The sequence below is a fragment of the Streptomyces sp. NPDC021212 genome (genome assembly GCF_044332925.1).
Classification (GTDB): Bacteria; Actinomycetota; Actinomycetes; order Streptomycetales; family Streptomycetaceae; genus Streptomyces.
This window is the reverse complement of record NZ_JBIRPZ010000028.1, coordinates 23287-48892: the sequence shown is the minus strand read 5'-3', so window position 1 is coordinate 48892 and position 25606 is coordinate 23287. Positions and strand designations below refer to the sequence as shown.

The window sequence follows — 25606 nt, the reverse complement described above, 5'->3', positions numbered from 1 at the left end:
GCCGACGTGACGGACCTGTCCGCCACTGGCGCCCGGGCTACATCGGCCTCACACGCTTCAGGGCCAGCTGTACGAGGCTGTCGGCGCCCATCGAGTCGAGGGATTCGGCGTCGCTCCGCTCGGCGGCCGGTTCCGCCGCGGTCCCGCCTGCCCCGTCGGTGTCGGCGGATTCGGCGGTTCCGGCGGCTTCGGCGAGCCGGCGCAGCATGTCCAGCACGCCGGACTCCCGCAACCGGGTGATCGGGATCGCCGCAAGAAGCTCCTTCACCTGCGGATCCACCCCGTCGTCTCCCGGCTCGGCACCGTGCGCGGTGCGTTGAGCCGGAGCGGCGTCGGCGAGCAGCCTCTCCCGCAACGCCAGGACGAGCGCTTCGGGCGTCGGGTGGTCGAAAATCAGCGTCGCGGGCAGTTGCAGGGCAGTGGCCGAGTTGAGCCGGTTACGCAGGTCCACCGCGGTCAGCGAGTCGAAGCCGAGGTCCCGGAACGCCCTGGCGGGGTCGACCGCGGCCACCGAGGAGTGTCCCAGCACCGAGGCCACCTGGGCCTGTACGACCTCCAGCAGCAGCCGGTCCTGCTCGGGCGCGGGCAGCCCCCGCAGCCGCCGGACCAGGCCCTCGCCCCCGCCCGCGGCCGCCTGGCCCGCGGTGCGGCGCTGCCGTGCGGCCGGCACCAGGCCGTGCAGCACGCTGGGCAGACTGTCCCGTCGCGCGGCCAGTGCCGTGGTCCGCAGGGTGACGGGCAGGGCCACCGGCTCGTTGACCCGCAGGGCGGTGTCCAACAGCGCCAGCGCGTCGTCGGTGGACAGCGGCGGGAATCCCTGGCGGCGCATGCGGTCCAGGTCCGCCTCGGCCAGCCGGCCGCCCATGCCGTCGGTGTTCTCCCACATGCCCCAGGCCAGGGACACGCCCGGCAGGCCCTGGGCGCGGCGGGATGCCGCCAGCGCGTCCAGAACCGCGTTGCCCGCCGCGTAGGCCGCCTGTCCCGGGGATCCGATCACCCCGGAGATCGAGGAGTACAGCACGAAGGCGCTCAGGTCGGACTTGGCGGTCAATTCGTGCAGGTGCAGCGCGGAGTCCGCCTTGGCGGCCAGGACCCGGGCCAGCCGCTCCGGGGTCAGGCCGGTGATCACACCATCGTCGAGCACTCCGGCCGTGTGGATCACTCCGGTGAGCGGGGCCCGCTCGGGGATGGTCTCGATCGCCCGGGCCAATGCCTCCCGGTCGCCGACGTCGCAGGCGGTGATGGTGACCCGCGCACCGAGAGCGGTCAGTTCCCCTTCGAGTTCCCGCGCGCCGGGGGCGTCCGCGCCACGGCGCGAGAGCAGCAGCAGGTCCCGGACCCCGTGCTGGGTGACGAGGTGGCGTGCCAGCACCGCGCCGAGGCCGCCGGTGCCGCCGGTCACCAGGACGGTGCCGCTCTCGTGCCACGGCGCCGGGATGGTCAGCACGACCTTGCCGACGTGCTTCGCCTGGCCGAGGAACCGCAGGGCCTCCGGGGCCCGTGAGATGTCCCAGGTGGTGACCGGGATCGGGCGCAGCGCACCCTGTTCGAACAGCTCCAGCAGCGAGGCCAGCATCTCGCCGATCCGGTCGGGGCCCGCTTCGATCACGTCGAACGCCTGGTACGACACGCCCGGGTAGCCGGCCTTGACCTCGTCCGCGTCGCGGATGTCCGTCTTGCCCATCTCCACGAATCGTCCGCCGGGACGCGTCAGGCGCAGGGACGCGTCGACGAACTCCCCGGCCAGGCAGTCCAGCACGACGTTCACGCCGGCACCGTTGGTGGCCCGGGAGAAGGTCTGCTCGAACTCGGTGGTGCGGGACGAGGCGATGTGGTCGGCGCCGACACCGAGTTCACGGACCGTGGGCCACTTGCCCTGGCTGGCGGTCGCGAAGACCTCGGCCTGCAGGTGGTGCGCGAGCTGCACGGCGGCCATGCCCACGCCACCGGCGGCGGCGTGGATGAGGATCGACTCGCCCGCCCGCAGCCCGGCGAGGTCCATCAGGGCGTAGTACGCGGTGAGGTACACGATCGGCACCGACGCCGCCTGCGCGTAGGACCAGCCGCGCGGAATCCGCGCCAGCATGCGCGCGTCGGCGACCGCGGCGGGGCCGAAGGCGCCGTCGAGCATGCCCATGACGCGGTCGCCGACGGCCCAGTTCGTCACGCCGGGTCCGACCTCCAGGATGACGCCGGCGCCTTCGAGGCCCATGCGGCCCGCGTCGCCCGGGTACATGCCCAGCACGTTGAGCACGTCGCGGAAGTTGATGCCCGCGGCACGTACGCCCACCCGCACCTGGCCGGGCAGCAGGGGCCGCATGTCCTCGCGCACCAGCGCGACACCGTCCAGGCGCCCCTGGGCGACGATGTCCAGTCGCCACCCGAGTCCGGCGCCCAGGCCGGAGTCAGGGGTCGTGGGGGGCACGAGCACTCCGCCCGAGGCCATCCGGACGGCCCTCGGCAGCCACACCTTGCCGCGGCGTACGGCCAGTTGCGCATCGCCCGCCTCGGCGAGGCCGGGCAGCTGCGCGGCCAGCGCCTGGTAGGACTCCCGGCGGCCATCGGTGTCGGCGAGGAGGAACCGGTCGGGGTTCTCGCTGATCGCCGTACGGACGAGGCCCCACACTCCGGCCCCGGCCACGTCGACCACGCCTTTGCCCGCGAGTGAGGTCCTGGCGGGCTCCTCACCGTCTTCGGCGGAGACCTCGACGGCGTCCTCGGTCAGCACCGCCAGCCGGGACCCGGCCAGCCGGTCCTCCGCCAGCCAGTCCCGCACGATGCCGAGCACCTCGGTGACGGTCGCGGTCACCCTGGCGTCGGTGCTCGCCCCGGTGCCGACGGCGGTGGGGTGAAGTGGGAGCAGTACGGTGTCGGGCACCTCGGCGCCGGCGTCCAAGTCCGCGCTCAGCGCGGCGAGGTCGGCATACCGGGAGGCGCCGACGCCCACGTCGGGCAGGCCGTTCCGCGTGTCGTCGGACCCGGTCAGGATCGCCCAGCGGCCGACGGGGGTGGACGACCCGCTCAGGGGGGCGGGCGCGGGGACCCAGTCCAGCCGGAACAGGCTGTCGGAGACCGGCGAGCCCGCCCCGGCCAGGTCGGCCGGCGACATCGGGCGCAGCACCAGCGACTCGACCTCGGCAACCGGGTCGCCCGCCGTGTCGGCAATCCGCAGCCCCACCTCGCCCGTCCCGCGCACGGTCAGGTGTACGCGTGCGGCGGCGGCGCCGACGGCGGACAGCGACACGCCCGACCACAGGAACGGCAGCGACGCGCCGTCCACCGCCTGCTCCCGCAGTCCCAGGGCGTGCAGGACGGTGTCGAGCAGCGCCGGGTGCAGTCCGTACGCCGAAGCGTCGCCGGCCAGCGGCTCGGGCAGGGCCGCCTCGACGAAGAGGTCCTCGCCGTGCCTCCAGACCTCTCGCAGTCCCTGGAAGGCCGGTCCGTAGGCCAGCCCGGCCGAGGCCAGTCGCTCGTACAGCCCGTCGGTGGGCACCGGCTCGGCGCCCGGGGGCGGCCACGCGGCCAGGTCCCAGTCGGCGGCGGGCCGCTCGGCGGCGAGGGTGCCGGTGGCGTGCAAGGTCCACGGTTGTCCGGTCGCGGAGTCCTGGGGGCGTGCGTACAGCTTCAGCGTGCGCCGCTGCTCGTCGGCGTTTCCCTCCGGGTTCCCGTCGGAGGACTCGGGCGGTTCCACGCTGAGCTGCATCTGCACCGCGCCGTCCTTCGGCAGCACGAGCGGGGCCCGCAGGGTCAGTTCGTCCAGTCGGCCGTAGCCGAGCTGGTCGCCCGCCTGGAGTGCGAGTTCGACGAGCGCGGTGCCGGGGACCACGATCGATTCCGCGACCGCGTGATCGGCGAGCCAGGGGTGGGACCGCACCGAGAGGCGGGACGTCAGCAGGAGGGTTTCCGAGCCCGCCACGGTCACGGCCGCGCCCAGCAGCGGATGTTCGGTCACGCCGAGGCCGAGGCCGTCGGCGTCGGTGGCCGGAGCCGATGCCTCCAGCCAGTACCGTTCGCGCTGGAACGCGTAGGTCGGCAGCTCGACCCGCCGGGCACCGGTCCCCGCGAACACGCCGGGCCAGTCGACGCCCGCGCCCCGCACATACAGCTCCGCGACGGCCGTCAGCACGGCCTCGGCCTCGGCCCGGCCACCACGCAGAGTGGACACCGCCACCGCCGGCTCGGCCCCCGCCTGGGCCAGCGTGCTCAGAACAGGGTCAGGCCCGACCTCCAGCAACCAGGTCGCACCCTGCTCACCGGTCGCGGTCAGCAACGCGTCATGGAAGCGCACCGGACGCCGGACCTGATCCACCCAATACTCCGAAGTGACCCAGTCCTGCCCACCGACAAGGGCACCCGTCACCGTGCTGACAGCCGGAAGCACCGGCTGCCGGTAGGCGACACCCGCCGCGACCTCGGCGAACTCCGCCAGCATCGGCTCCATCAACGGCGAGTGGAACGCGTGGCTGACGCGCAGCCGGGACACCCGGCGGCCCCGCTCCCGCGCCACCGCCATCACCCGCTCGACCGCATCCTCGTCACCGGACACCACCACCGCGCTCGGCCCGTTGACCGCCGCGACCGTGGCCCGCTCCCCCTCGGCAAGCCCGCTGAGGATGTCGGCGACCTCGGACTCGGTGCCCTCGATCGCCGCCATCGCACCACCCGAGGGCAGCGCCTGCATCAACCGCGCACGACCCGCCACCAACCGCGCGGCATCCCCCAGCTCGAACACACCCGCCGCATACGCCGCGACGAACTCGCCGATCGAGTGGCCCAGCACCACATCCGGCACCACACCCCACGACCGCAGCAACTCCACCAACGCCACCTGCACCGCGAACAACGCCGACTGCGCATACCCGGTCCCCTCCAGCAGAACCGCCTCCGCAGAACCCTCCGCCGCGAACAACACCTCCCGCACCGGGTGCTCAAACCCCGGCCTGCCCGCCAACTCCGCGTCCAGAAAACCGCACACCTCATCCAAGGCCCGCGCGAACACCCGGAACACGCCATACAACTCACGGCCCATACCCAGCCGCTGACTGCCCTGCCCCGTGAACATCCACGCAGCACGCCCCTCCGACACCACACCGGACACCACCGAAGGGCCGTCCAGGTCGGCCAGACCCGCGCGAAGGGCGTCGTCGGCGCCCAGCACCACCGCGCGGTGTTCCAGGGCGGCGCGCGTCGTCACCAGCGAAAGGCCCACGTCGACGGCGGAGGAGGCCCGCTCGTCGAGGAACTCCGCCAGACGCCCGGCCTGTGCCTCCACCGCTCGCGCGCTCCGCCCCGACAGCACCCATGGCACCACCGGCAGGTCGGCCGACGGCCGTTCCACGGCTACGGCCGGGGCGGCCGGAGCCTCTTCGATGATCACGTGCGCGTTGGTCCCACTGATTCCGAACGACGACACCCCCGCCCGGCGCGGACGCTCCCCCCGCGGCCAGCCACGAGCCTCGGTCAGCAGCCTGACCGCTCCGGCTTCCCAGTCCACATGCGACGAGGGTTCGTCCACGTGCAGCGTCTGCGGCAACTGCCCGGCGCGCAGCGCCATTACCATCTTGATCACACCTGCCGCGCCCGCCGCGGCCTGGGTGTGCCCGATGTTCGACTTGATCGAGCCCAGCCACAGCGGCTCGTCGTCGGTGCGGGCTTGGCCGTAGGCCGCGAGCAGGGCCTGGGCTTCGATCGGGTCGCCGAGCCGCGTCCCCGTTCCGTGCGCCTCCACCACATCCACGTCGGACGCCGAGAGCCGCGCCGAGGACAGCGCCTGACGGATCACCCGCTGCTGCGACGGACCGTTCGGCGCCGTCAGACCATTCGACGCACCATCCTGATTGACCGCGCTCCCGCGGACCACCGCCAACACGTCGTGCCCACGCCGCCGGGCCTCCGACAGCCGCTCCAGCACCAGCACCCCGGCACCCTCCGACCAGCCGGTGCCATCCGCCGCCTCGGCGAAGGACTTGCACCGGCCGTCGGCAGCCAGGCCGCGCTGCCGGGAGAACTCGACGAACGTGGCAGGGGTGGCCATCACCGTGACGCCACCGGCCAGAGCCGTGTCGCACTCCCCCGCCCGCAACGCCTGGCAAGCCAGGTGCAGCGAGACCAGGGACGACGAGCACGCGGTGTCCACGGTGACCGCCGGGCCTTCGAAGCCGAAGACGTAGGAGATGCGGCCAGAGAAGACGCTGCCCGCGTTGCCGTTGCCGAGGAAGCCCTCGACCTCGTCCGGTACGGCGTGCACCCGCGACGCGTAGTCGTGGTACATCAGTCCCGCGAACACGCCGGTGGCCGTGGAGCGCAGCGAGTGCGGGTCGATTCCGGCGCGCTCCAGCGCCTCCCAGGAGGTCTCCAGCAGCAGCCGCTGCTGCGGGTCCATGGCCAGCGCCTCACGCGGCGAGATCCCGAACAGCTCGGCGTCGAAGTCGGCGGCGTCGTGCAGGAACCCGCCTTCGCGGACGTATGAGGTACCGGCATGGTCCGGGTCGAGGTCGTAGAGCCGCTCGATGTCCCAGTCGCGGTTGCCCGGGAAGGGGGTGATGCCGTCCCCGCCGGAGGTCACGAGCTCCCACAGCGACTCGGGCGAGGTCACTCCGCCCGGGTAGCGGCAGCCGATGCCGACGATCGCGATGGGCTCGTCGGCCGCGCCCCGGCTCCGTACGGCGGCCGCCGCGGTCTTCTCCTGTTCCCGCTCCGCTTCCCCGCCCAGCAGCCGCTCGCGGAGGTACGCGGCGAGCGCGGCGGGGCTGGGGTGGTCGAACACCAGGGTCGCGGGCAGCCGTAGCCCACTCGCGGTGTTGAGGTGGTTACGCAGGTCCACCGCGGTCAGCGAGTCGAAACCGAGGTCCGTGAACGCCCTGGCCGGGTCGACCGAGGCGGCCGATGAGTGCCCCAACACCGCCGCGACCTGCGACTGCACCAGGGCAAGCAGCTCCCGGTCCTGTTCAGCGACGGGCAGGCCGCGCAGCCTGCGTGCCAGCGCGCTCTGGTCGCCGTCGGCGGCCTGTCCGGCGACGCGCCGCCGCCTGGTGGCCGGGACGAGCCCGAACAGCACGCTGGGCAGGCTGTCCCGACGCGCGGCGAGAGCGGTGATGTCGAGTGTGACGGGCAGTACGAGGGCCTCGCCGGACCCTGCCGCGAGGTCCAGCCGTGCGAGCGCGTCGTCGGTGGCGAGGGCGGGGAACCCCTGCCTGCGCATGCGGGTCATGTCGGCGTGGCGGAGGCGGCCGCCCATACCATCGGCATGTTCCCACACGCCCCACGCCAGCGACACGCCCGGCAGGCCCTGGGCCCGCCGGGACGTGGCGAGAGCGTCGAGCACGGCGTTGCCCGCCGCGTACGCCGACTGGCCGGACGAACCGACGATCCCCGAGATCGAGGAGAAGAGGACGAACGCGTCCAACTCGCGGTCACGGGTCAGTTCGTGCAGGTGCAGGGCCGATTCGGCCTTCGCCGCCAGGACGCGGCCCAGCCGCTGCGGGGTCAGGTCGGTGATGACTCCGTCGTCCAGCAGACCGGCGGTGTGCACCACACCGCTGAGCGGCGCGTCCTCGGGAATCGCGGCCAGTGCCCGGGCCAGCGCCTCGCGATCGGCCACGTCGCACGCGGCGATCGTGACCCGGACGCCGAGGTCCGCCAGCTCCTGCCGGAGTTCCCGCGCGCCGGGGGCGTCGGGCCCGCGGCGGGACAGCAGCAGGAGGTTCCGTACTCCGTGCGTGGTGGCGAGATGGCGCGCCACCAGCGCGCCGAGGCCGCCGGTGCCACCGGTCACCAGGACCGTGCCCCCCGCCCGCCATGCGGGCGAGGCCTCCGCGGGCCCGGTCATCCGGGCGACGCGCGGCAGCAGCACCTGGCCGCCCCGCACCGCGAGCTGGCTCTCGCCCGCCTCGGCGAGATCGGTCAGGCTTGTGGCCAGCGCCTCGTACGAAGCCTGCTCGCCGTCGGTATCCGCCAGGACGAACCGGCCCGGGTTCTCGGTGATCGCCGAGCGCACCAGCCCCCACACCCCGGCGCCGGCGAGATCGTCGGACTCGACGACGGCGCCCGAGGTGAGCACGGCGAGGCGGGACGTGGCCAGACGCGGCTCGGCCAGCCACTCCCGTACGACGCGGAGCACGCCGCTCACGGCCTCGGTCACCCGGGCCTCGGCACCGGCACCGTCGGCCCGCGTGACCGGGAGCAGAACGGTGCCGGGAACGTCGGCGCCGCCGTCCAGGGCGGTGACGAGTTCGGCGAGGCCCGCGCGGCCGGTCGCCGGGATCCCGGCGTCCTGCCATGGCCGCGCGTCGCCCAGCACGGTCCAGGCCTCCGGCTCCCCGGGGTCGGCTGCGGGGTCGGGGGCGGGGATCCAGTCGAGCCGGAACAGGCTGTCGACGGCCGAAGCCGCGGCGGCCGTGTCGGTGGCCGAAACGGGCCGCAGTACGAGGGCGTCGACCTCGGCGACGGGCTCACCGGACGTGTCGGCGACGCGCAGTCCGACCTCTCCCGGTGCGCGGACGGACAGCTGTGCCCGCACCTCGGGCGCGCCGACGGCCGACAGCGATACGCCGGACCACAGGAACGGCAGCAACGCCTTGCCAGGGCCGTCAGCTTCGTCCGGTGCCTGCGCCGGGTAGTCGACTCCGAGGGCGTGCAGGACGGAGTCCAGCAGTGCGGGGTGCAGCCCGAAGCCGGTCGCGTCCGCCTTGGCTTCCTCGGGCAGGGCGGCCGTCACGAACAGGTCGTCGCCCAGCCGCCAGACCTCCCGCAGCCCCCGGAACACCGGGCCGTAGGCCATACCTGTCCCCGCCAGCCGCTCGTAGAGCCCGTCGACCGGCATCGGCTCCGCACCAGCGGGCGGCCAGGCCCGCAGATCCCAGTCGGCGGCGGGCTGATCGGCGGTCAGGGTGCCGGTGGCGTTGAGGGTCCACGGCCGGTCGGCCGGACCGCCCTCGGTGCGGGAGTGGATCCGCACGGTCCGCGGGCCTTCGCCTTCCGCGGGCTCGATGGCGATCTGCACCTGGACCGCGCCGTCGCGCGGCACCACCATCGGGGACCGCAGGGTCAGCTCCTCGACCCGGTCGCAGCCGGCCTGGTCGCCGGCCTGTACGGCGAGTTCGACGTAGGCGGTGCCCGGCACCACGATGGAGCTGCCGACCACATGGTCCGCGAGCCAGGGGTGAGTCGCCACGGACAGCCGCGATTGCAGGACCGCGGTGTCCGAGTCCGCCAGCCGTACGGTGGCGCCCAGCATGGGGTGCCCGGCCGCGCCGAGGCCCGGCCCATTGGTGTCGATCGCCGGGCGCGGGTTGTCCAGCCAGTACCGTTCGCGCTGGAACGCGTAGGTCGGCAGCTCGACCCGCCGGGCACCGGTCCCCGCGAACACGCCGGGCCAGTCGACGCCCGCGCCCCGCACATACAGCTCCGCGACGGCCGTCAGCACGGCCTCGGCCTCGGCCCGCCCCGCACGCAAGGTGGACACCGCCACCGCCGGCTCGGCCCCCGCCTGGGCCAGCGTGCTCAGAACAGGGTCAGGCCCGACCTCCAGCAACCAGGTCGCACCCTGCTCACCGGTCGCGGTCAGCAACGCGTCATGGAAGCGCACCGGACGCCGGACCTGATCCACCCAATACTCCGAAGTGACCCAGTCCTGCCCACCGACAAGGGCACCCGTCACCGTGCTGACAGCCGGAAGCACCGGCTGCCGGTAGGCGACACCCGCCGCGACCTCGGCGAACTCCGCCAGCATCGGCTCCATCAACGGCGAGTGGAACGCGTGGCTGACGCGCAGCCGGGACACCCGGCGGCCCCGCTCCCGCGCCACCGCCATCACCCGCTCGACCGCGTCCTCGTCACCGGACACCACCACCGCGCTCGGCCCGTTGACCGCCGCGACCGTGGCCCGCTCCCCCTCGGCAAGCCCGCTGAGGATGTCGGCGACCTCGGCCTCGGTGCCCTCGATCGCCGCCATCGCACCACCCGAGGGCAGCGCCTGCATCAACCGCGCACGACCCGCCACCAACCGGGCGGCATCCCCCAGCTCGAACACACCCGCCGCATACGCCGCGACGAACTCGCCGATCGAGTGGCCCAGCACCACATCCGGCACCACACCCCACGACCTCAGCAACTCCACCAACGCGACCTGCACCGCGAACAACGCCGACTGCGCATACCCGGTGCCCTCCAGCAGAGCCGCCTCCGCAGAACCCTCCGCCGCGAACAACACCTCCCGCAACGGGTGCTCAAACCCCGGCCTGCCCGCCAGCTCCGCGTCCAGAAAACCGCACACCTCATCCAAGGCCCGCGCGAACACCGGGAACACGCCATACAACTCACGGCCCATACCCAGCCGCTGGCTCCCCTGGCCCGTGAACATCCACGCAGCACGCCCCTCCGACACCACACCGGACACCAGCGAGGCACCGTCGGCCAACGCGACGACGCTTTCGTACAGCCCGTCCCGGTCGGAGCCGAGCACGACGGCGCGATGGTCGAGCGCTGTGCGGGTCGTCGTGAGGGAGAAACCCACGTCGGCCGGGGGCGGGCCCTGTCCGTCGGCCCGCTCGTCCAGGAAGGCCGCCAGCCGGGTGGCCTGGCCCCGCAGGGCCTCCGGCGTCCGGCCGGACAGCACCCACGGCACCACCGGCAGGTCCACCGGCGGCGGCTCCTCGGCGGCGTCCGGGGTCGGCGCCGGGGACTCGGGGGCTTCTTCGATGATGACGTGGGCGTTGGTCCCACTGATCCCGAACGACGACACCGCGGCGCGGCGCGTGCGTTCGGCCCGGGGCCATTCCCTCGCCTCGGTCAGCAGCTCGACCGAGCCGGACGCCCAGTCGACGTGGGACGACGGCTGGTCCACGTGCAGCGTCCGGGGCAGCCGCTCGGCGGCCAGCGCCATGACCACCTTGATGATTCCGGCGGCGCCGGCGGCGGCCTGCGTGTGGCCGATGTTCGACTTTACCGAGCCCAGCCACAACGGCTCACCGCCGTCCCGGCCCTGACCGTACGTCGCCAGCAGAGCCTGCGCCTCGATCGGGTCGCCCAGCCGCGTCCCCGTTCCGTGCGCCTCCACCACATCCACGTCCGACGCCGAGAGCCGCGCCGAGGACAGCGCCTGACGGATCACCCGCTGCTGCGACGGACCGTTCGGCGCCGTCAGACCATTCGACGCACCATCCTGATTGACCGCACTCCCGCGCACCACCGCCAGCACATCGTGCCCACGCCGCCGAGCCTCCGACAGCCGCTCCAGCACCAGCACCCCGGCACCCTCCGACCAGCCGGTGCCATCCGCCGCCTCGGCGAACGCCTTGCACCGGCCGTCGGGCGCGAGCCCGCGCTGCCGGGAGAACTCGACGAACGTGGCAGGGGTGGCCATCACCGTGACGCCACCGGCCAGCGCCGTATCGCACTCCCCCGCCCGCAACGCCTGGCAGGCCAGGTGCAGCGAGACCAGCGACGACGAGCACGCGGTGTCGACCGACACCGCCGGGCCCTCCAGGCCGAGCACGTACGACAGGCGGCCCGAGGCCACGCTCGGAGTGCTGCCGGTCTGCAGGTAGCCGGCGGATTCGCCGCCGTCCTCGTGGGCGAAGCCGCCGTACCCGTTTGCCGAGATCCCCGCGAAGACACCGGTCGACGACCCGCGCAGCGACAGCGGACCGATGCCCGCCCGCTCCAGCGCCTCCCACGCGGTCTCCAGCAGCAGCCGCTGCTGCGGATCCATGGCCAGCGCCTCACGCGGCGAGATCCCGAACAGCTCCGCGTCGAAGTCGGCCACGTCCGGCACGAATCCGCCGACCCCGGCGTATTCGGTGCCCATCGCCGCGCTGGTGGCGTCGAGCAGCCCCGGTACGTCCCAGCCGCGATCGTCGGGGAACGGGGACATCCGCTCGCCGCCCGAGGTCACCAGGTCCCACAGCGCTTCCGGCGAGGCGACCCCGCCCGGGAAGCGGCAGCCCATGCCCACGATCGCGATCGGCTCGTCGGCGGCCGGGGCCGTCGCCTCCGGAGTGCCGTCCTGGTCCGCCGACCCGCCCAGCAACCGCCCGCGCAGGAAGGCCGTGAGGGCGGCGGGCGTGGGGTAGTCGAAGATCAGCGTGGTCGGGAGCGACAGGGCGGTCGCACCGCCCAGGCGGTTGCGCAGGTCCACCGCCGTCAGCGAGTCGAAACCGAGGTCCTTGAACGGGCGCTCCGGGGCGATCGCGGTGGGTGAGGCGTGCCCCAGCACCGCCGCGGCCTGGGACCGCACCAAGTCCAGCAGGAGGCGGCCCTGTTCCTGCGCGGAAAGCCCGCTCAGTCGGCGCGCCAGTTCGCCGTCGGCCGGAGCGGCGTGAGCCGAGCTGTCGGCCGCGCGCGCTGCGGCGGCCTCGGGGAGATCGCCGATCAGGGCGCTGGGCCGGGAGGAGGTGAACGAGGGCGCGAAGCGCTGCCAGTCCACATCGGCCAGCATCGCGCACACGCGGCCTTCGGCCATGGCCTGCTGCAAGGCCGCCATCGCGCGCCGCGGCGGAAGCGCCTTGAGGCCGCGCCGCCGCAGGTACTCCTCCACGCCCCCGTCCGTCACCATCCCGGACTCGCCCCAGGGGCCCCAGGCCACCGAGGTGGCGGGCAGGCCCAGGCCGCGCCGGTGCTGCGCGAGCGCGTCGAGGTAGGTGTTGCCCGCGGCGTAGGCCGACTGACCCGCGTTGCCGAGCGCTCCCGCGATGGAGGAGAACAGCACGAAGGCGTCCAGCTCCAGCTCCGCGGTCAGCTCGTGCAGATGCCGCGCCGCACCCGCCTTCGCGGCCAGGACACCGGCCAGCCGCTCCGGCGTCAGATCCGTGGCCAGGCCGTCGTCCAGCACACCCGCGGTGTGCACCACGCCGGTCAGCGGCGCGTCTTCGGGAACGCCGTCGAGCACGGCGGCGAGGGCCTGGCGGTCGGTGATGTCGCAGTCGGTGACGGTAACCCGCGCACCGAGTGCGGTCAGCTCCTCGCACAGCTCCTTCGCGCCCGGGGCCCGAGCGCCCCGGCGGGAGACCAGCACCAGGTGCTCCGCACCGCGCGAAGCCAGCCAGCGACCGACCTGCCCGCCCAGGGCGCCGGTTCCGCCGGTGATGAGCACGGTGCCGCGCGGCCGCCAGCCTTCGCCGTCCGGGGCCCCCGCCCGGTCGCGGACCACACGGGCCGCGAACACGCCCGAGGGCCGCACCGCGAGCTGGTCCTCGCCGTCGCCGTGGGCGGCCGCGAGCACGGACACCAGGCGGGTCCACGCTTTCTCGTCGGCGTTCTCCGGCACGTCCACCAGGCCGCCCCAGCGCCGCGGCTGCTCCAGCGCCACCGTACGGCCGAAGCCCCACAGCTGAGCCTGCGCCGGATTCGCCAGGTGCTCGCCCGACCCGACCGAGACCGCCGAGCGGGTCACGCACCACACCGGGAGGTCGGTGTCGCCGAGCGCGTGAATCAGCGTCAGCGTCGTCGCGGTCACGGTGGACGGTTCGTCGGAGCCCTCGGCGAGGAGGGACACGATCCCCGCCGCAGCGTCGTCGGCGGTGGTACGAAGGCGATCGGCCAGCGTGTCGGCGGTGTCCGTGGCGGCGACCGGCAGGACGCGCACCTCCGCGCCGCCCGCACGCAGCGCCCGCACACACGGCTCGGCCCGCGCCTCGTCCGCCTCCGGCACGGCCACCAGCCACGTGCCCGACAGCCGGCCGGTGTTCGGGAGGGTCACCGGCTTCCACGTGATCCGGTAGCGCCAGTCCGCCAGCTCGGACTGCTCCCGCTGCCGCTCGCGCCAGTCCGACAGCATCGGCAGCACCGCGTCGAGCGGCGCGGCCGACTCGACGCCGAGCCGCTCGGCCAGCGCATCGGCATCGCCCCGCTCGACCAGGTTCCAGAACTCGGTCTCGATCCCTTCGGCGCCGCCGCCAACGGTGTGTTCCGGCTGCTCGGTCGCCTGGTCCGGCAGCCAGAACCGACGGCGTTGGAAGGCGTACGTCGGCAGGTCCACCCGCCGCGCGCCGGTCCCGGCGAACACGCCGGGCCAGTCGACGTCCGCGCCCCGTACGAACATCTCGGCCACAGCCGCGAACACGGTCTCGGCTTCGGCCCGTCCCTCGCGCAGCGCCGATATGGCCACCGTGCTGCCCGCGGCGGACTGCGCGAGCGCGCTGAGCACCGGGGCGGGGCCGAGCTCCAGCAGGCGGGTCGCGCCATGTTCCGCGGTCGCCGTCACGACGGCGTCGTGGAAGCGCACCGGGCGGCGCACCTGGTTCACCCAGTACTCCGGGGTGGCCCAGTCCTCCCCGCCGACCAGGTCTCCGGTGACCGTGCTGATCGCGGGAAACGTCGGCTGCCGATAATCGATGGTGGCCGCGATCTCGGCGAACTCCGCCAGCATCGGCTCCATCAGCGGCGAGTGGAACGCATGGCTCACCCGCAGCCGCGACACCCGGCGGCCCTGCTCCCGCGCGCTCGCCATGGCCTGCTCGACCACGGCCTCGTCCCCGGAGATCACCACGGCGTCCGGGCCGTTGACCGCCGCGATCGCCAGCCGCTCGCCGTCCAGGAGTGTGCCCAGGACCTCGACGGCCTCGGCCTCGGTGGCTTCGATGGCGGCCATCGCACCACCCGTGGGCAGCGCCCGCATCAGCCGTGCGCGGCCCGCGACCAGCCGGGCCGCGTCGGCCAGTTCGAAGACACCCGCGGCGTAAGCGGCGGCGAACTCACCGACCGAGTGGCCGAACACCACGTCCGGGCTCATGCCCCACGAGCGCAGCAGCTCGACCAGCGCCGTCTGGACCGCGAACAGCCCGGTCTGCGCGTAGCCCGTGTCGTCCAGCAGCCCGGCCTCGTACGAACCCTCCGGCGCGAAGAGCACGTCCCGCACCGGCGCCTCGAAGCCCGGCTCGCCGCGCAATGCCGCGTCCAGCTGGGCGCAGACCTCGTCGAGGGCCTCGGCGAACACCGGGAACTGGCCGTACAGCTCGCGGCCCATGCCCACGCGCTGGCTGCCCTGTCCGGTGAACATCCAGCCCGTACGGCCTTCGCCAACGACGCCGGATATGACCGTGTCATCGCCGTCGGCGAGCGCGGTGACGCCCGAGCGCAGGGCGTCGAGGTCGCCGCCCAGGACCACGGCGCGGTGTTCCAGCGTGGCGCGGGTGGTGCCCAGCGAGAAGCCGATGTCGAGCGGGGAGCCGTCCCCGGTGTCGAGGAAAGCCGCGAGGCGGCCGGCCTGGGCCCGCACCGCCTGCGCGGTGCGACCCGACAGCGCCCAGGGCATGATCGGCAGCTCGGCCGACGGCTCCTCGACGGCGGCCGGTGCGGCCTGGGGGGCTTCTTCGAGGATGAGGTGGGCGTTGGTGCCGCTGATCCCGAACGAGGAGATTCCGGCCCGGCGCGGACGGTCGCCCGACGGCCATTCCCGGGCCTCGGTCAGCAGCCGTACCGCGCCCGATTCCCAGTCCACGCGGGAGGAGGGTTCGTCCGCGTACAGCGTCTTCGGCAGTCGCTGCTCCCGTAGCGCCAGGACCATCTTGATCAGTCCGGCGGCTCCGGCGGCGGCCTGGGTGTGGCCGAGGTTCGACTTCACCGAGCCCAGCCACAACGGCTCACCGCCGTCACGGCCCTGACCGTACGTGGCCAGCAGGGCCTGCGCCTCGATCGGGTCGCCAAGGCTCGTGCCGGTGCCGTGTGCCTCCACCGCGTCCACGTCGGCGGGCGACAGCCTGGCCGCGGCGAGGGCCTGGCGGATCACCCGCTGCTGTGACGGGCCGTTCGGCGCCGTCAGACCGTTCGACGCACCGTCCTGGTTGACCGCGCTGCCGCGCACCACCGCCAGCACCGGGTGACCGAGGCGCTGGGCGTCGGAGAGACGCTCCAGCACCAGCACCCCGGCACCCTCGGACCAGCCGGTGCCGTCCGCGCCCTCCGCGAACGCCTTGCAGCGGCCGTCCGCCGCCAGCGCGCGCTGCCGGGAGAAGTCCACGAAGAGGTCCGGTGTCGCCATGACGGTGGCGCCGGCGGCCAGGGCCATCCGGCACTCGCCCGCCCGCAGCGCCTGGGCGGCCAGGTGCAGGGCCACCAGCGCCGACGAGCAGGCGGTGTCCACCGTGACCGCGGGACCTTCCAGGCCCAGTGCGTAGGAGACCCGGCCGGACAGGACGCTGGCCGCGGACCCGGTGGTCACATATCCCTCGACGTCCGCGGCCGGGCCCCGCGCGGTGTGCTGGTAGTCCTGGCCGTTGGTCCCGGCGAACACCCCGGTGGCCGAGCCGCGCAGCGACAGCGGGTCGACGCCCGCCCGCTCCAGCGCCTCCCACGCGGTCTCCAGCAGCAGCCGCTGCTGCGGATCCATGGCCAGGGCCTCACGCGGCGAGATCCCGAACAGCTCCGCGTCGAACTCCGCCGCGTCGTGCAGGAATCCGCCGACACGGACGTACGACGTCCCCGGGTGGGCCGGGTCGGGGTCGAACAGCCCGTCGGCGTCCCAGCCTCGGTCCACGGGGAAGGGCGAGAGCCCGTCACGGGCCGTGGACAGCAGGTCCCACAGCTCTTCGGGCGAGGCGGCGCCGCCCGGGAAGCGGCAGCCCATGCCCACGATCGCGATCGGGTCGTCACCGGAACCCAGCGGCGCGAGTGCCGCGTCGGTGTGCGCGGCCTCGTCGGCCGTCACGCCGAGCACCTGCCCGCGCAGGAAGGCCGTGAGCGCGGCGGGCGTGGGGTGGTCGAAGATCAGCGTGGTGGGCAGACGCAGGGCGGTGGCGGTGGCGAGCCGGTTGCGGAACGAGACGGCGGTCAGCGAGTCGAAGCCGAGCTCCTTGAACGCCCGCGCCGGGTCGATGGTCGCCGGGGTGGCGTGCCCGAGCACGGCCGCGACCTGCGACAGCACCATGTCCAGCAGCATCCGGTCCTGCTCGGCGGCCGGGCGCTCCCGCAGCCGCAGCGCCAGCTCACCGCCCGCCGGAGCGGACGGGTCGGCGACCCGAGTACGCGCCTGGTCCGCGACCTCGGGAAGCTCGGCGATCAGCGGGCCGGGGCGGGTGAAGGCCATCGAGGCCGCGAAGCGTTCCCAGTCGACGTCGACCACGACACGGGCCGCGCGGCCGTCGTCGAGCGCACTCCGCAGGGCGGCGATGGCCCGGTCCGGGTCCAGCAGGCGTACGCCCAGGCGGTGGAAGTGCTCCGCCACCCGACCGTCGGCGGCCATTCCGTCGCCGCTCCACGGACCCCAGGCCACCGAAGTGGCCGGCATCCCCAGGCCACGCCGGTGGTGCGCCAGGGCGTCCACGTACGCGTTGGCGGCGCCGTAGGCCGCCTGGCCCGCGTTGCCCAGCACGCCCGTCATCGAGGAGAAGAGGACGAAGGCGTCGAGCTCACGGCCGGCCGTCAGCTCGTGCAGATGGCGCGCGGCGTCCGCCTTCGCCGCGAGGACGCGGGCAATCCGTTCCGGCGTCAGCTCGGTGGCCGGGCCGTCGTCGAGGACCCCGGCCGTATGGACGATTCCGGTCAGCGGCGCCTCCTCCGGAATGGCGTCCAGCACCTCCCGTACGGCCGCACGGTCACCGACGTCGCAGGCCGCGAAGGCGACTTCGGCGCCCAAGTCGGCCAGCTCGCACCGCAGTTCGTCCGCACCGGGCGCCTCGGCGCCCCGACGGGACACCAGCAGCAGGCGTTCGGCGCCGGAAGAGGCCAGCCACCGGGCCACATGCCCGCCCAGTGCGCCCGTACCGCCGGTCACCAGCACCGTGCCGCGCGGCCGCCAGGAATCCGTGTCGTCGCTCGCGGCCGTGTCGCGCACCAGCCGGGCCCCGAACACGCCCGACGGCCGCACCGCGACCTGGTCCTCGCCATCCGTCGCGGCGAGCACGGGCGCCAGTCGCGCGAGGCTGCGCTCGTCGGCGTCCTCGGGCAGGTCGATCAGCCCGCCCCACCGGTCCGGCTGCTCCAGCGCCACCGTACGGCCCAGACCCCACAGCTGGGCCCCCTCCGGATTCGCCAACCGCTCACCGGAACCGAGCGACACCGCGGAGCGGGTCACACACCACACACGCGCCCCGGTCCCGGAATCGGCCAGCGCCTGCACCAGAAGCAGGGTCGTGACCGTGCTCGTCAGCAGGGACACCACACCCGTCGGCTCGGCGTCCTCGGCGCGGAACCGGTCGGCCAGCGACTCCCGGGTGTCCGCGTCGGCCACCGGCACGACGATCACTTCCGCGCCGGACGCCCGCAACGCCTCGACCACATCGTCGTATGCGGCGCCGGTCTCCCCCGGGACCGCCACCAGCCAGGTGCCCGACAGCCGGGCGGTGGCCCGGCGTGGCACGGGCTTCCACGTGATCCGGTACTGCCGGCCCGCCAGCTCGGACTGCTCCCGCTGCCGCTTGCGCCAGTCCGACAGCATCGGCAGCACCGCGTCCAGCGGCGCGGCCGGCCCGACGCCGAGCCGCCCGGCCAGCGCATCGGCGTCGCCCCGCTCGACCAGATCCCAGAAGGCGGCCTCGCCGGCGTCGGCCGTGCCGGGCACCTCCCGCCTCGCGACGGCCAGGTCCGGCAGCCAGAACCGCTGCCGCTGGAAGGCGTACGTCGGCAGGTCCACCCGCCGCGCACCGGTCCCGGCGAAGTACGCGCCCCAGTCGACCTCGACTCCGCGGACGAACAGCTCGGCCACCGCCGTCAGCACGGTCACGGCCTCGTCGCACCCCTCGCGCAGCGCCGGCACGGCCGCTATGTCCAGGGCGGACTGGGCGAGCGTGGTCAGGACCGGGTCAGGACCGACCTCCAGCAGGCGGGTGACGCCCTGGGTGCGGGTGGCGTTCTCGAGGGCGTCGTGGAAGCGGACGGGACGGCGTACCTGGCGCACCCAGTAGTCGGGGGTCGCCCAGTCCTCTTCGCCGACCGGCTCACCGGTGACCGTGCTGAGGGCCGGGAGGTTCGGCTGCCGGTAGGTGACGCTCGCCGCGATCTCGGCGAACTCCGCCAGCATCGGCTCCATCAGCGGCGAGTGGAACGCGTGGCTCACCCGCAGCCGGGACGCCCGGCGGTCCTGTTCACGGGCGGTGGCCATGGCCCGTTCGACCGCGTCCTCGTCACCGGAGACCACGACCGACCTCGGGCCGTTGACGGCCGCGATCGCGATGTGCGCGCCCAGCCCGGTGAGGATCTCGGCGACCTCGTCCTCGGATCCCTCGATGGCCGCCATCGCCCCGCCGGCGCGTCGCCCGCCACCGCCCTCGGCGGAATCACTTCCCGAGCCCCCGGCGTTCGAGGGGAGCGCCTGCATGAGCCGGGCACGGCCTGCCACCAGCCGGGCGGCGTCGGCCACTCCGAAGACACCCGCGGTGTACGCGGCGACGAACTCACCGACCGAGTGCCCCAGCACCACGTCCGGGGCGGTGCCCCACGACCGCAACAGTTCCACGAGCGCGACCTGGACGGCGAACAGTGCCGTCTGGGCGTAGCCGGTGTGGTCCAGCAGTTCCGCCTCGGCGGAGCCCGCCGCCGCGAACAGCACCTCCCGTACGGGGACCGGGAACTCCGTGGCGCCGTCCAGCGCGGCCTGGAGGTGTTCGCACACCTCGTCCAGGGCCTCGGCGAAGGCCGGGTAGACGCCGTACAGTTCGCGCCCCATGCCGATGCGCTGGCTGCCCTGTCCGGTGAACATCCAGCCCGTACGGCCCTCCGTGACCACGCCGGAGACCATGAGGGCGCCATCGTGGGCCCGTGTCGAGACACCCGCTCGCAGGGCGTCGTAGTCGGTGCCCAGCACCACCGCGCGGTGCTCGAACGCCGCGCGCGTGGTCGCGAGCGACAGGCCGAGGTCGGCGGCGGAAGCGCCGGGCTCCCCGTCGAGGAACGCCGCGAGCCGTGCGGTCTGCGCCCGTACGGCCTGCTCGCTGCGGCCGGACAGCACCCAGGGCACCACAGGTGCCGTCCACGGCCGCTCCTCCGCGACACCGGCGGGCTGCTCGGCCTCGGGGGCTTGTTCGATGATGGTGTGGGCGTTGGTGCCGCTGATGCCGAACGACGACACCCCCGCCCGCCGGGGGCGGTCGGCCTCCGGCCACGCCACGGGCTCGGTCAGCAGCCGTACGGTGCCGGCCGACCAGTCCACGTACGGGGTGGCCTCGTTGATGTGCAGCGTGCGCGGCAGCACGCCGTTCCGCATCGCCAGCACCATCTTGATGACGCCGGCCACACCCGCCGCCGCCTGGGTGTGCCCGACGTTGGACTTGAGGGAGCCCAGCCACAGCGGCTGGTCCTCGTCCCGTCCGCTTCCGTACGCCGAGATGATGGCGTCGGCTTCGATCGGGTCGCCCAGGGTGGTACCGGTCCCATGGGCTTCGACGGCGTCGACCTCCGCGGGGTTCAGCCCGGCGTTGGCGAGGGCCTGGCGGATCACACGCTGTTGCGAGGGGCCGTTGGGGGCGGTCAGGCCGTTGGACGCGCCGTCCTGGTTCACCGCGCTGCCCCGTACGACGGCCAGCACGTGGTGGCCACGGCGGCGGGCGTCGGAGAGGCGTTCGACGAGCAGCATGCCCGCGCCTTCGGCCCAGCCGGTGCCATCGGCGGCCGCGGCGAAGGGCTTGCAGCGGCCGTCGGCGGAGAGGCCACGCTGCTGGCTGAACTCGACGAACATGCCGGGGGTCGACATGACCGTCGCACCGCCCGCCAGCGCCATGTCGCACTCGCCCTGGCGCAGGGCCTGGCAGGCGAGGTGCAGGGCGACCAGGGACGACGAGCAGGCGGTGTCCACGGTGACCGCCGGTCCTTCGAAGCCGAAGGTGTAGGCGAGGCGGCCGGAGGCGACGCTGTTGGACGTGCCGGTCAGGGCGTGCCCTTCGGTGCCTTCCGTCGCCTCGTGCAGGCGCGGGCCGTAGTCGTTGTGCATGACCCCGGCGAAGACACCGTTCGCCCTGCCCCGCTGGGACGCGGGGTCGATCCCCGCGCTTTCGAAGGCTTCCCAGGCGGTCTCCAGCAGCAGCCGCTGCTGCGGGTCCATGGCCAGGGCTTCACGCGGGGAGATCCCGAAGAAGTCCGCGTCGAACTCGGCGGCTTGGTGGAGGAAGCCGCCGTGCCGGGTGGTGGTCTTGCCCGGACGGCCCGGAGCGGCGTCGTACAGGCTGTCGGTGTCCCAGCCGCGATCGGCCGGGAACGGGGAGACCGCGTCGCCTCCGGCGGTGACGAACCGCCACAGCTTCTCCGGCGAGTCCACGTCTCCGGGAAGCCGGCAGCTCATGCCGACGATGGCGATGGGTTCGTCGGCGGCGGGTGTGGCGGCGGTCGGTGCGGTGGGGGCCTGCGGCGATTCGGCGATCAGCGACGCGAGGTGGCCGGCGAGTGCGGTGGGGGTGGGATGGTCGATGGCCACGGCGGTCTCGAGCCGTAGTCCGGTCGCGGTGGTGAGCTGGTTGCGCAGCTCGACCAGGGTGAGCGATTCGAGGCCCAGCTCCTTGAAGGTGAGGCCGGGCTGGACCGCTTCCGGTGAGGGGTAGCCGGCGACGGCGGCGACATGGGCCCGGACCAGTTCCAGCGCTGTCCGTTGCCGCTTCGCCCGGGACAGGCCGGCCGTCCGGTGTGCCCAGGACCGTCCGTCGGATTCGGCGTGTTCGAGGGGGTCGGCGGCGTCGGGGGACTCGACGGGTACGCCGTCCGCGTGGCCGGCGGCGGTCGGTAGCCGGAGGGCCGGGCCGTCGGCCGTGGCGGTCTCGGACAGCCAGTAGCGCCGGCGCTGGAAGGCGTAGGTCGGCAGCGGGACCCGGCGGGGGCGCCGGTCGGTGAGCGCGGTGGCGAACACGGCGGCCCAGTCGACGGTGGAGCCGTGGACGTGTGCTGTGGCGAGCGAGGTGACGAACCGGTCGAGGCCGCCCTCGCCACGGCGGAGCGAGCCCACGTAGACGGCCTCGTGACCGGCCGCTTCCGCGGTTTCGCCCACCCCCGTCCCCAGGACGGGGTGCGGGCTCATCTCGATGAAGATCCGGTGTCCCTGGCCGAGGAGTCCCTCGACGGCCTGGTCGAAGCGGACGGTGTGCCGCAGGCTGCTGTACCAGTACCCGGCGTCCAGTGCCGAGGGGTCGAGCGGTCCGCCCTCCATCGACGAGTGGAACGGGATGTCCGTCGGGGTCGGTGTGATGTCGGGCAGCGTGTCCAGGAGTCTGGTACGGATCTCCTCCATCTGGGTGGAGTGCGATGCGTAGTCGACAGGGAGCCTGCGGGCCCGGACGCGGTCGGCGGCCAGCGTCCGCACGAGGTCGTCCAGTGCTTCCGGGTCGCCGGAGACGACCACGGAGCCGGGGCCGTTGACCACGGCGACGGACAACCGTGGGCCCCACGGCTCCAGCCTGCCGGTGATCTCGTCAAGGGGAAGCGCGACGGACACCATGCCGCCCCGGCTCGCGAGGTCCGCGAGCACCTGACTGCGCAGGGCCACCACGCAGGCGGCGTCCTCCAGGGAGAGGGCGCCCGCCACGCAGGCGGCGGCGATCTCGCCCTGGGAGTGGCCGACCACGGCCGCGGGCTCGACCCCGTACGAGCGCCAGAGGGCGGCCAGGGAGACCATCACCGCCCACAGCACGGGCTGGACCACGTCGACGCGGTCAAGACCGGGGGCGTCCGGCACCCCGCGCACGACGTCCTCCGGGGACCATGGCACGTGGGGGGCGAGCGCGTCGGCGCACTCCCGCATGCGGGCGGCGAAGACCGGGGAGGAGTCGAGCAGTTCGACTGCCATACCGGCCCACTGCGAGCCCTGGCCCGGGAAGACGAAGACCGCCCGGTCACCGGCCGGTCCTGTGCCGCGTAGGACACCGTGGGCGGTGCCACCGTCGGCAAGGGCGTCCAGGCCCCGCAGGAAGCCGCCACGGTCGGTGGCGAGGACGGCCGCGCGGCAGGGGAAGTCGGCGCGGGTGGTGGCCAGCGAGAAGCCGAGGTCGGACGGTTCCAGCTCGGGGTGGTCCCGGACGTGTGCCCGCAGCCGCCTGGCCTGGGCGCTCAGGGCGGTCTGGGTCCTGCCGGAGATCACCCAGGGGAGGGCGGGACGCGGCTCGTCGGCGGCGGTGGTCCCGGCGGATTCTCCCGGCTCGGGGTTCGACGGAGCGGCCGGGCGGTCCTGGGCGGCGGGGCCTTCGGCCAGGATCAGGTGGCAGTTGGTGCCGCCCATGCCGAAGGCGCTCACGCCGGCCACGAGCGGCCGTTCGGGGTTCTCCCATGTGCCCAGTTCGCGCTGCACGCGCAGGCGCAGCGTGTCGAGGGGGATGGCCGGGTTGGGGGTTTCGTGGTTCAGGCTCGGTGGCAGCTCGCGGTGGCGGATGGCGAGCGCCGTCTTGATGAGCCCGACTATTCCGGCAGCGCCTTCGAGGTGGCCGACGTTGGTCTTGGCAGAGCCCACGGCGAGCGGGCGGTCGGCGGGACGGGCTGCTCCCAGGACCGCACCGAGAGCGGCTGCCTCGACGGGGTCGCCGGCCTTGGTCCCGGTGCCGTGCAGTTCCACGTACTGGACCTGTGCCGGGTCCACTTCGGCCCGCTCGTAGGCCAGGCGGAGGACCTCCTGCTGGGCGTGGGGGTTCGGCGTGGTGAGACCGTCACCACCGCCGTCGTTGTTGACCTCGCTGCCGCGGATCACGCAGTGGATGGAGTCGCCGTCGGCCAGCGCCTTCTTCAGGGGCTTGAGGACGACCAGGCCGCCGCCCTCGCCCCGGACGTAGCCGTTGGCCCGGGCGTCGAAGGTGAAACACCGGCCGTCGGGCGACAGGCCGCCGAACTTCTCGACGGCGGCGGTGCCGTCGGCGAGCAGGTTCAGGTTGACACCGCCCGCGATGGCCAGGGTGGAGGTGCCTGTGCGCAGGCTCTCGCAGGCCAGGTGTACGGCGACGAGCGACGACGACTGGCCGGTGTCGACGGTCAGGCTCGGCCCGTGCAGGCCCATGAAGTAGGAGACGCGGTTGGCGATGATGCTGCGGTGGAGGCCGGTCAGGCTGTGCCGGGTGAGGGCGTCGGTCCCCTGCCGGCGGGTCAGTGTGGCGTAGTCGTCCGCGATGGCGCCCACGAAGACGGCGCAGTCGCTGCCCCTGAGCGTTCCGGGAACGATTCCCGCGTCCTCGAGGGCCTCCCAGCTGAGTTCCATGGTCAGCCGTTGCTGCGGGTCCATCGTGGTGGCTTCGCGGGGTGAGATTCCGAAGAAGCCCGGGTCGAACCGGTCGACGTGGTCGAGAAACCCGCCCCAGCGGATGCCGGACGTCCCGGGGTCCGAGGCGTGTGTTTCCCATCGGCCGGGCGGTGCCTCCTCGATGGCGCTCACGCCGGACCGCAGGGCCTGCCAGAACGCTTCCGGGTCCGCCGCCTTCGGCAAGCGGCAGGAGAGGCCCACGACGGCGATCGCGTCGTCCGGCGGTGTGCCGGCGTCGGCGGACACGGCGGCTTCTGGATCCCGGGCCGTCGGCCCCCCTGTTCGGTTCGCACGTCCCGTGCCGCACTCGTCCGTCGACTGCCCCGGAAGTTCGGCCGGCGGTTGCTTCGGCAGATTCATCAGCAGTTCCCTCGGATCGGTGCCGGTCTCCCCGAGGACGGCGGCCCAGTCGGGCGCACCGCCCGTGGCGTAGTACTCCGCCACGGCGTGCAGGAAGCGGACCGGGCCACTCTCGCCGCACCGCAGGGTCGCCCGGGCGACGGCGGGCCTGCCGGACCGTTCGATGGCGGCTTCGAGTTCGGAGGTCAGCAGCGGGTGCGGGCCGACTTCGAGGAAGTAGCTGTGGCCGTCTTCGAGTGCGGCGGCGGTGGCGTCCGGGAACCGGCCGGGCTCGCCCGGATTCCGGATCACATGAGCGGCGTCCGGTCCGTGGCCTTGCCACCGGCCGCCGGTGGCGGAGGAGTAGAACGGAACACGGGCGCCGCGCGGTGTGAGGTCCGCCAGGCCGGCGCGGCCGTCGCCCGGTGTCCGCGGCCGGTCCGCTCCTGCGATCACGCGGGCGCTGTCGTCGAGCGACAGCAGGCCCGCGACGTGGGCCGCGGCGATCTCGCCGAGGCCGATTCCGGCCACCGCGCCGGGTTCCACCCCGGCGGCCCGCCACATCGCGGCCAGCGACACCATGAACGAGAACAGGGCGGCGGACTCCGCGGCGTCGGGGGGCGCGGGTGCGTCGTCGCACCGCCCGGTCGGCGTTTCCAGGATGTTCAGCGTGTCCGGCAGCGGCCGGCCCAGGTACGGGGCGAACGCGTCGGCGCACTCCCGCAGCCGGGCGGCGAAGACCGGTGAGCACTCCGCCAGTTCGCGTGCCAGGCCGGGCCGTGGGGAGCCGTGCCCGGGGAAGACGAACACCGGGCCGCCCGGCTCCCCCCGATGGCTGCCCTCGGTGACCTGGGGCGCCGCGGTGCCCGCGACGAGGGCGTCGAGACCGGCGAGGAATGCGTCCGGCTCCTCGCCGACGATCACAGCCCGGTACGGCAGGGGGCCGGGGGTGGTCCGCAGCAGGCCCTGCCCGACAGCTTCGGGATACCACCCCACACGCTCGTCCAGCCAGGTGCGGAGCACACGGGCCTGGTCCCGTACCGCGTCCGCGTCGCGCCCGGAGAGCACCCAGGGCCGGGGCAGGCCCGCTCCTGAGAACAGTGGGACGGACGAGGTGGTACGAGCGTGATCGGACAC

The 25606-nt window shown here is 73.9% G+C and carries 1 protein-coding gene; it reads right to left on the bottom strand.

The features are described 5' to 3' along the window. Window positions 1-37: 37 nt before the first annotated feature. Window positions 38-25606, bottom strand: coding sequence for a type I polyketide synthase (locus ACH4SI_RS41275; protein ID WP_398305953.1), 25569 nt, complete (start codon window positions 25604-25606; stop codon window positions 38-40).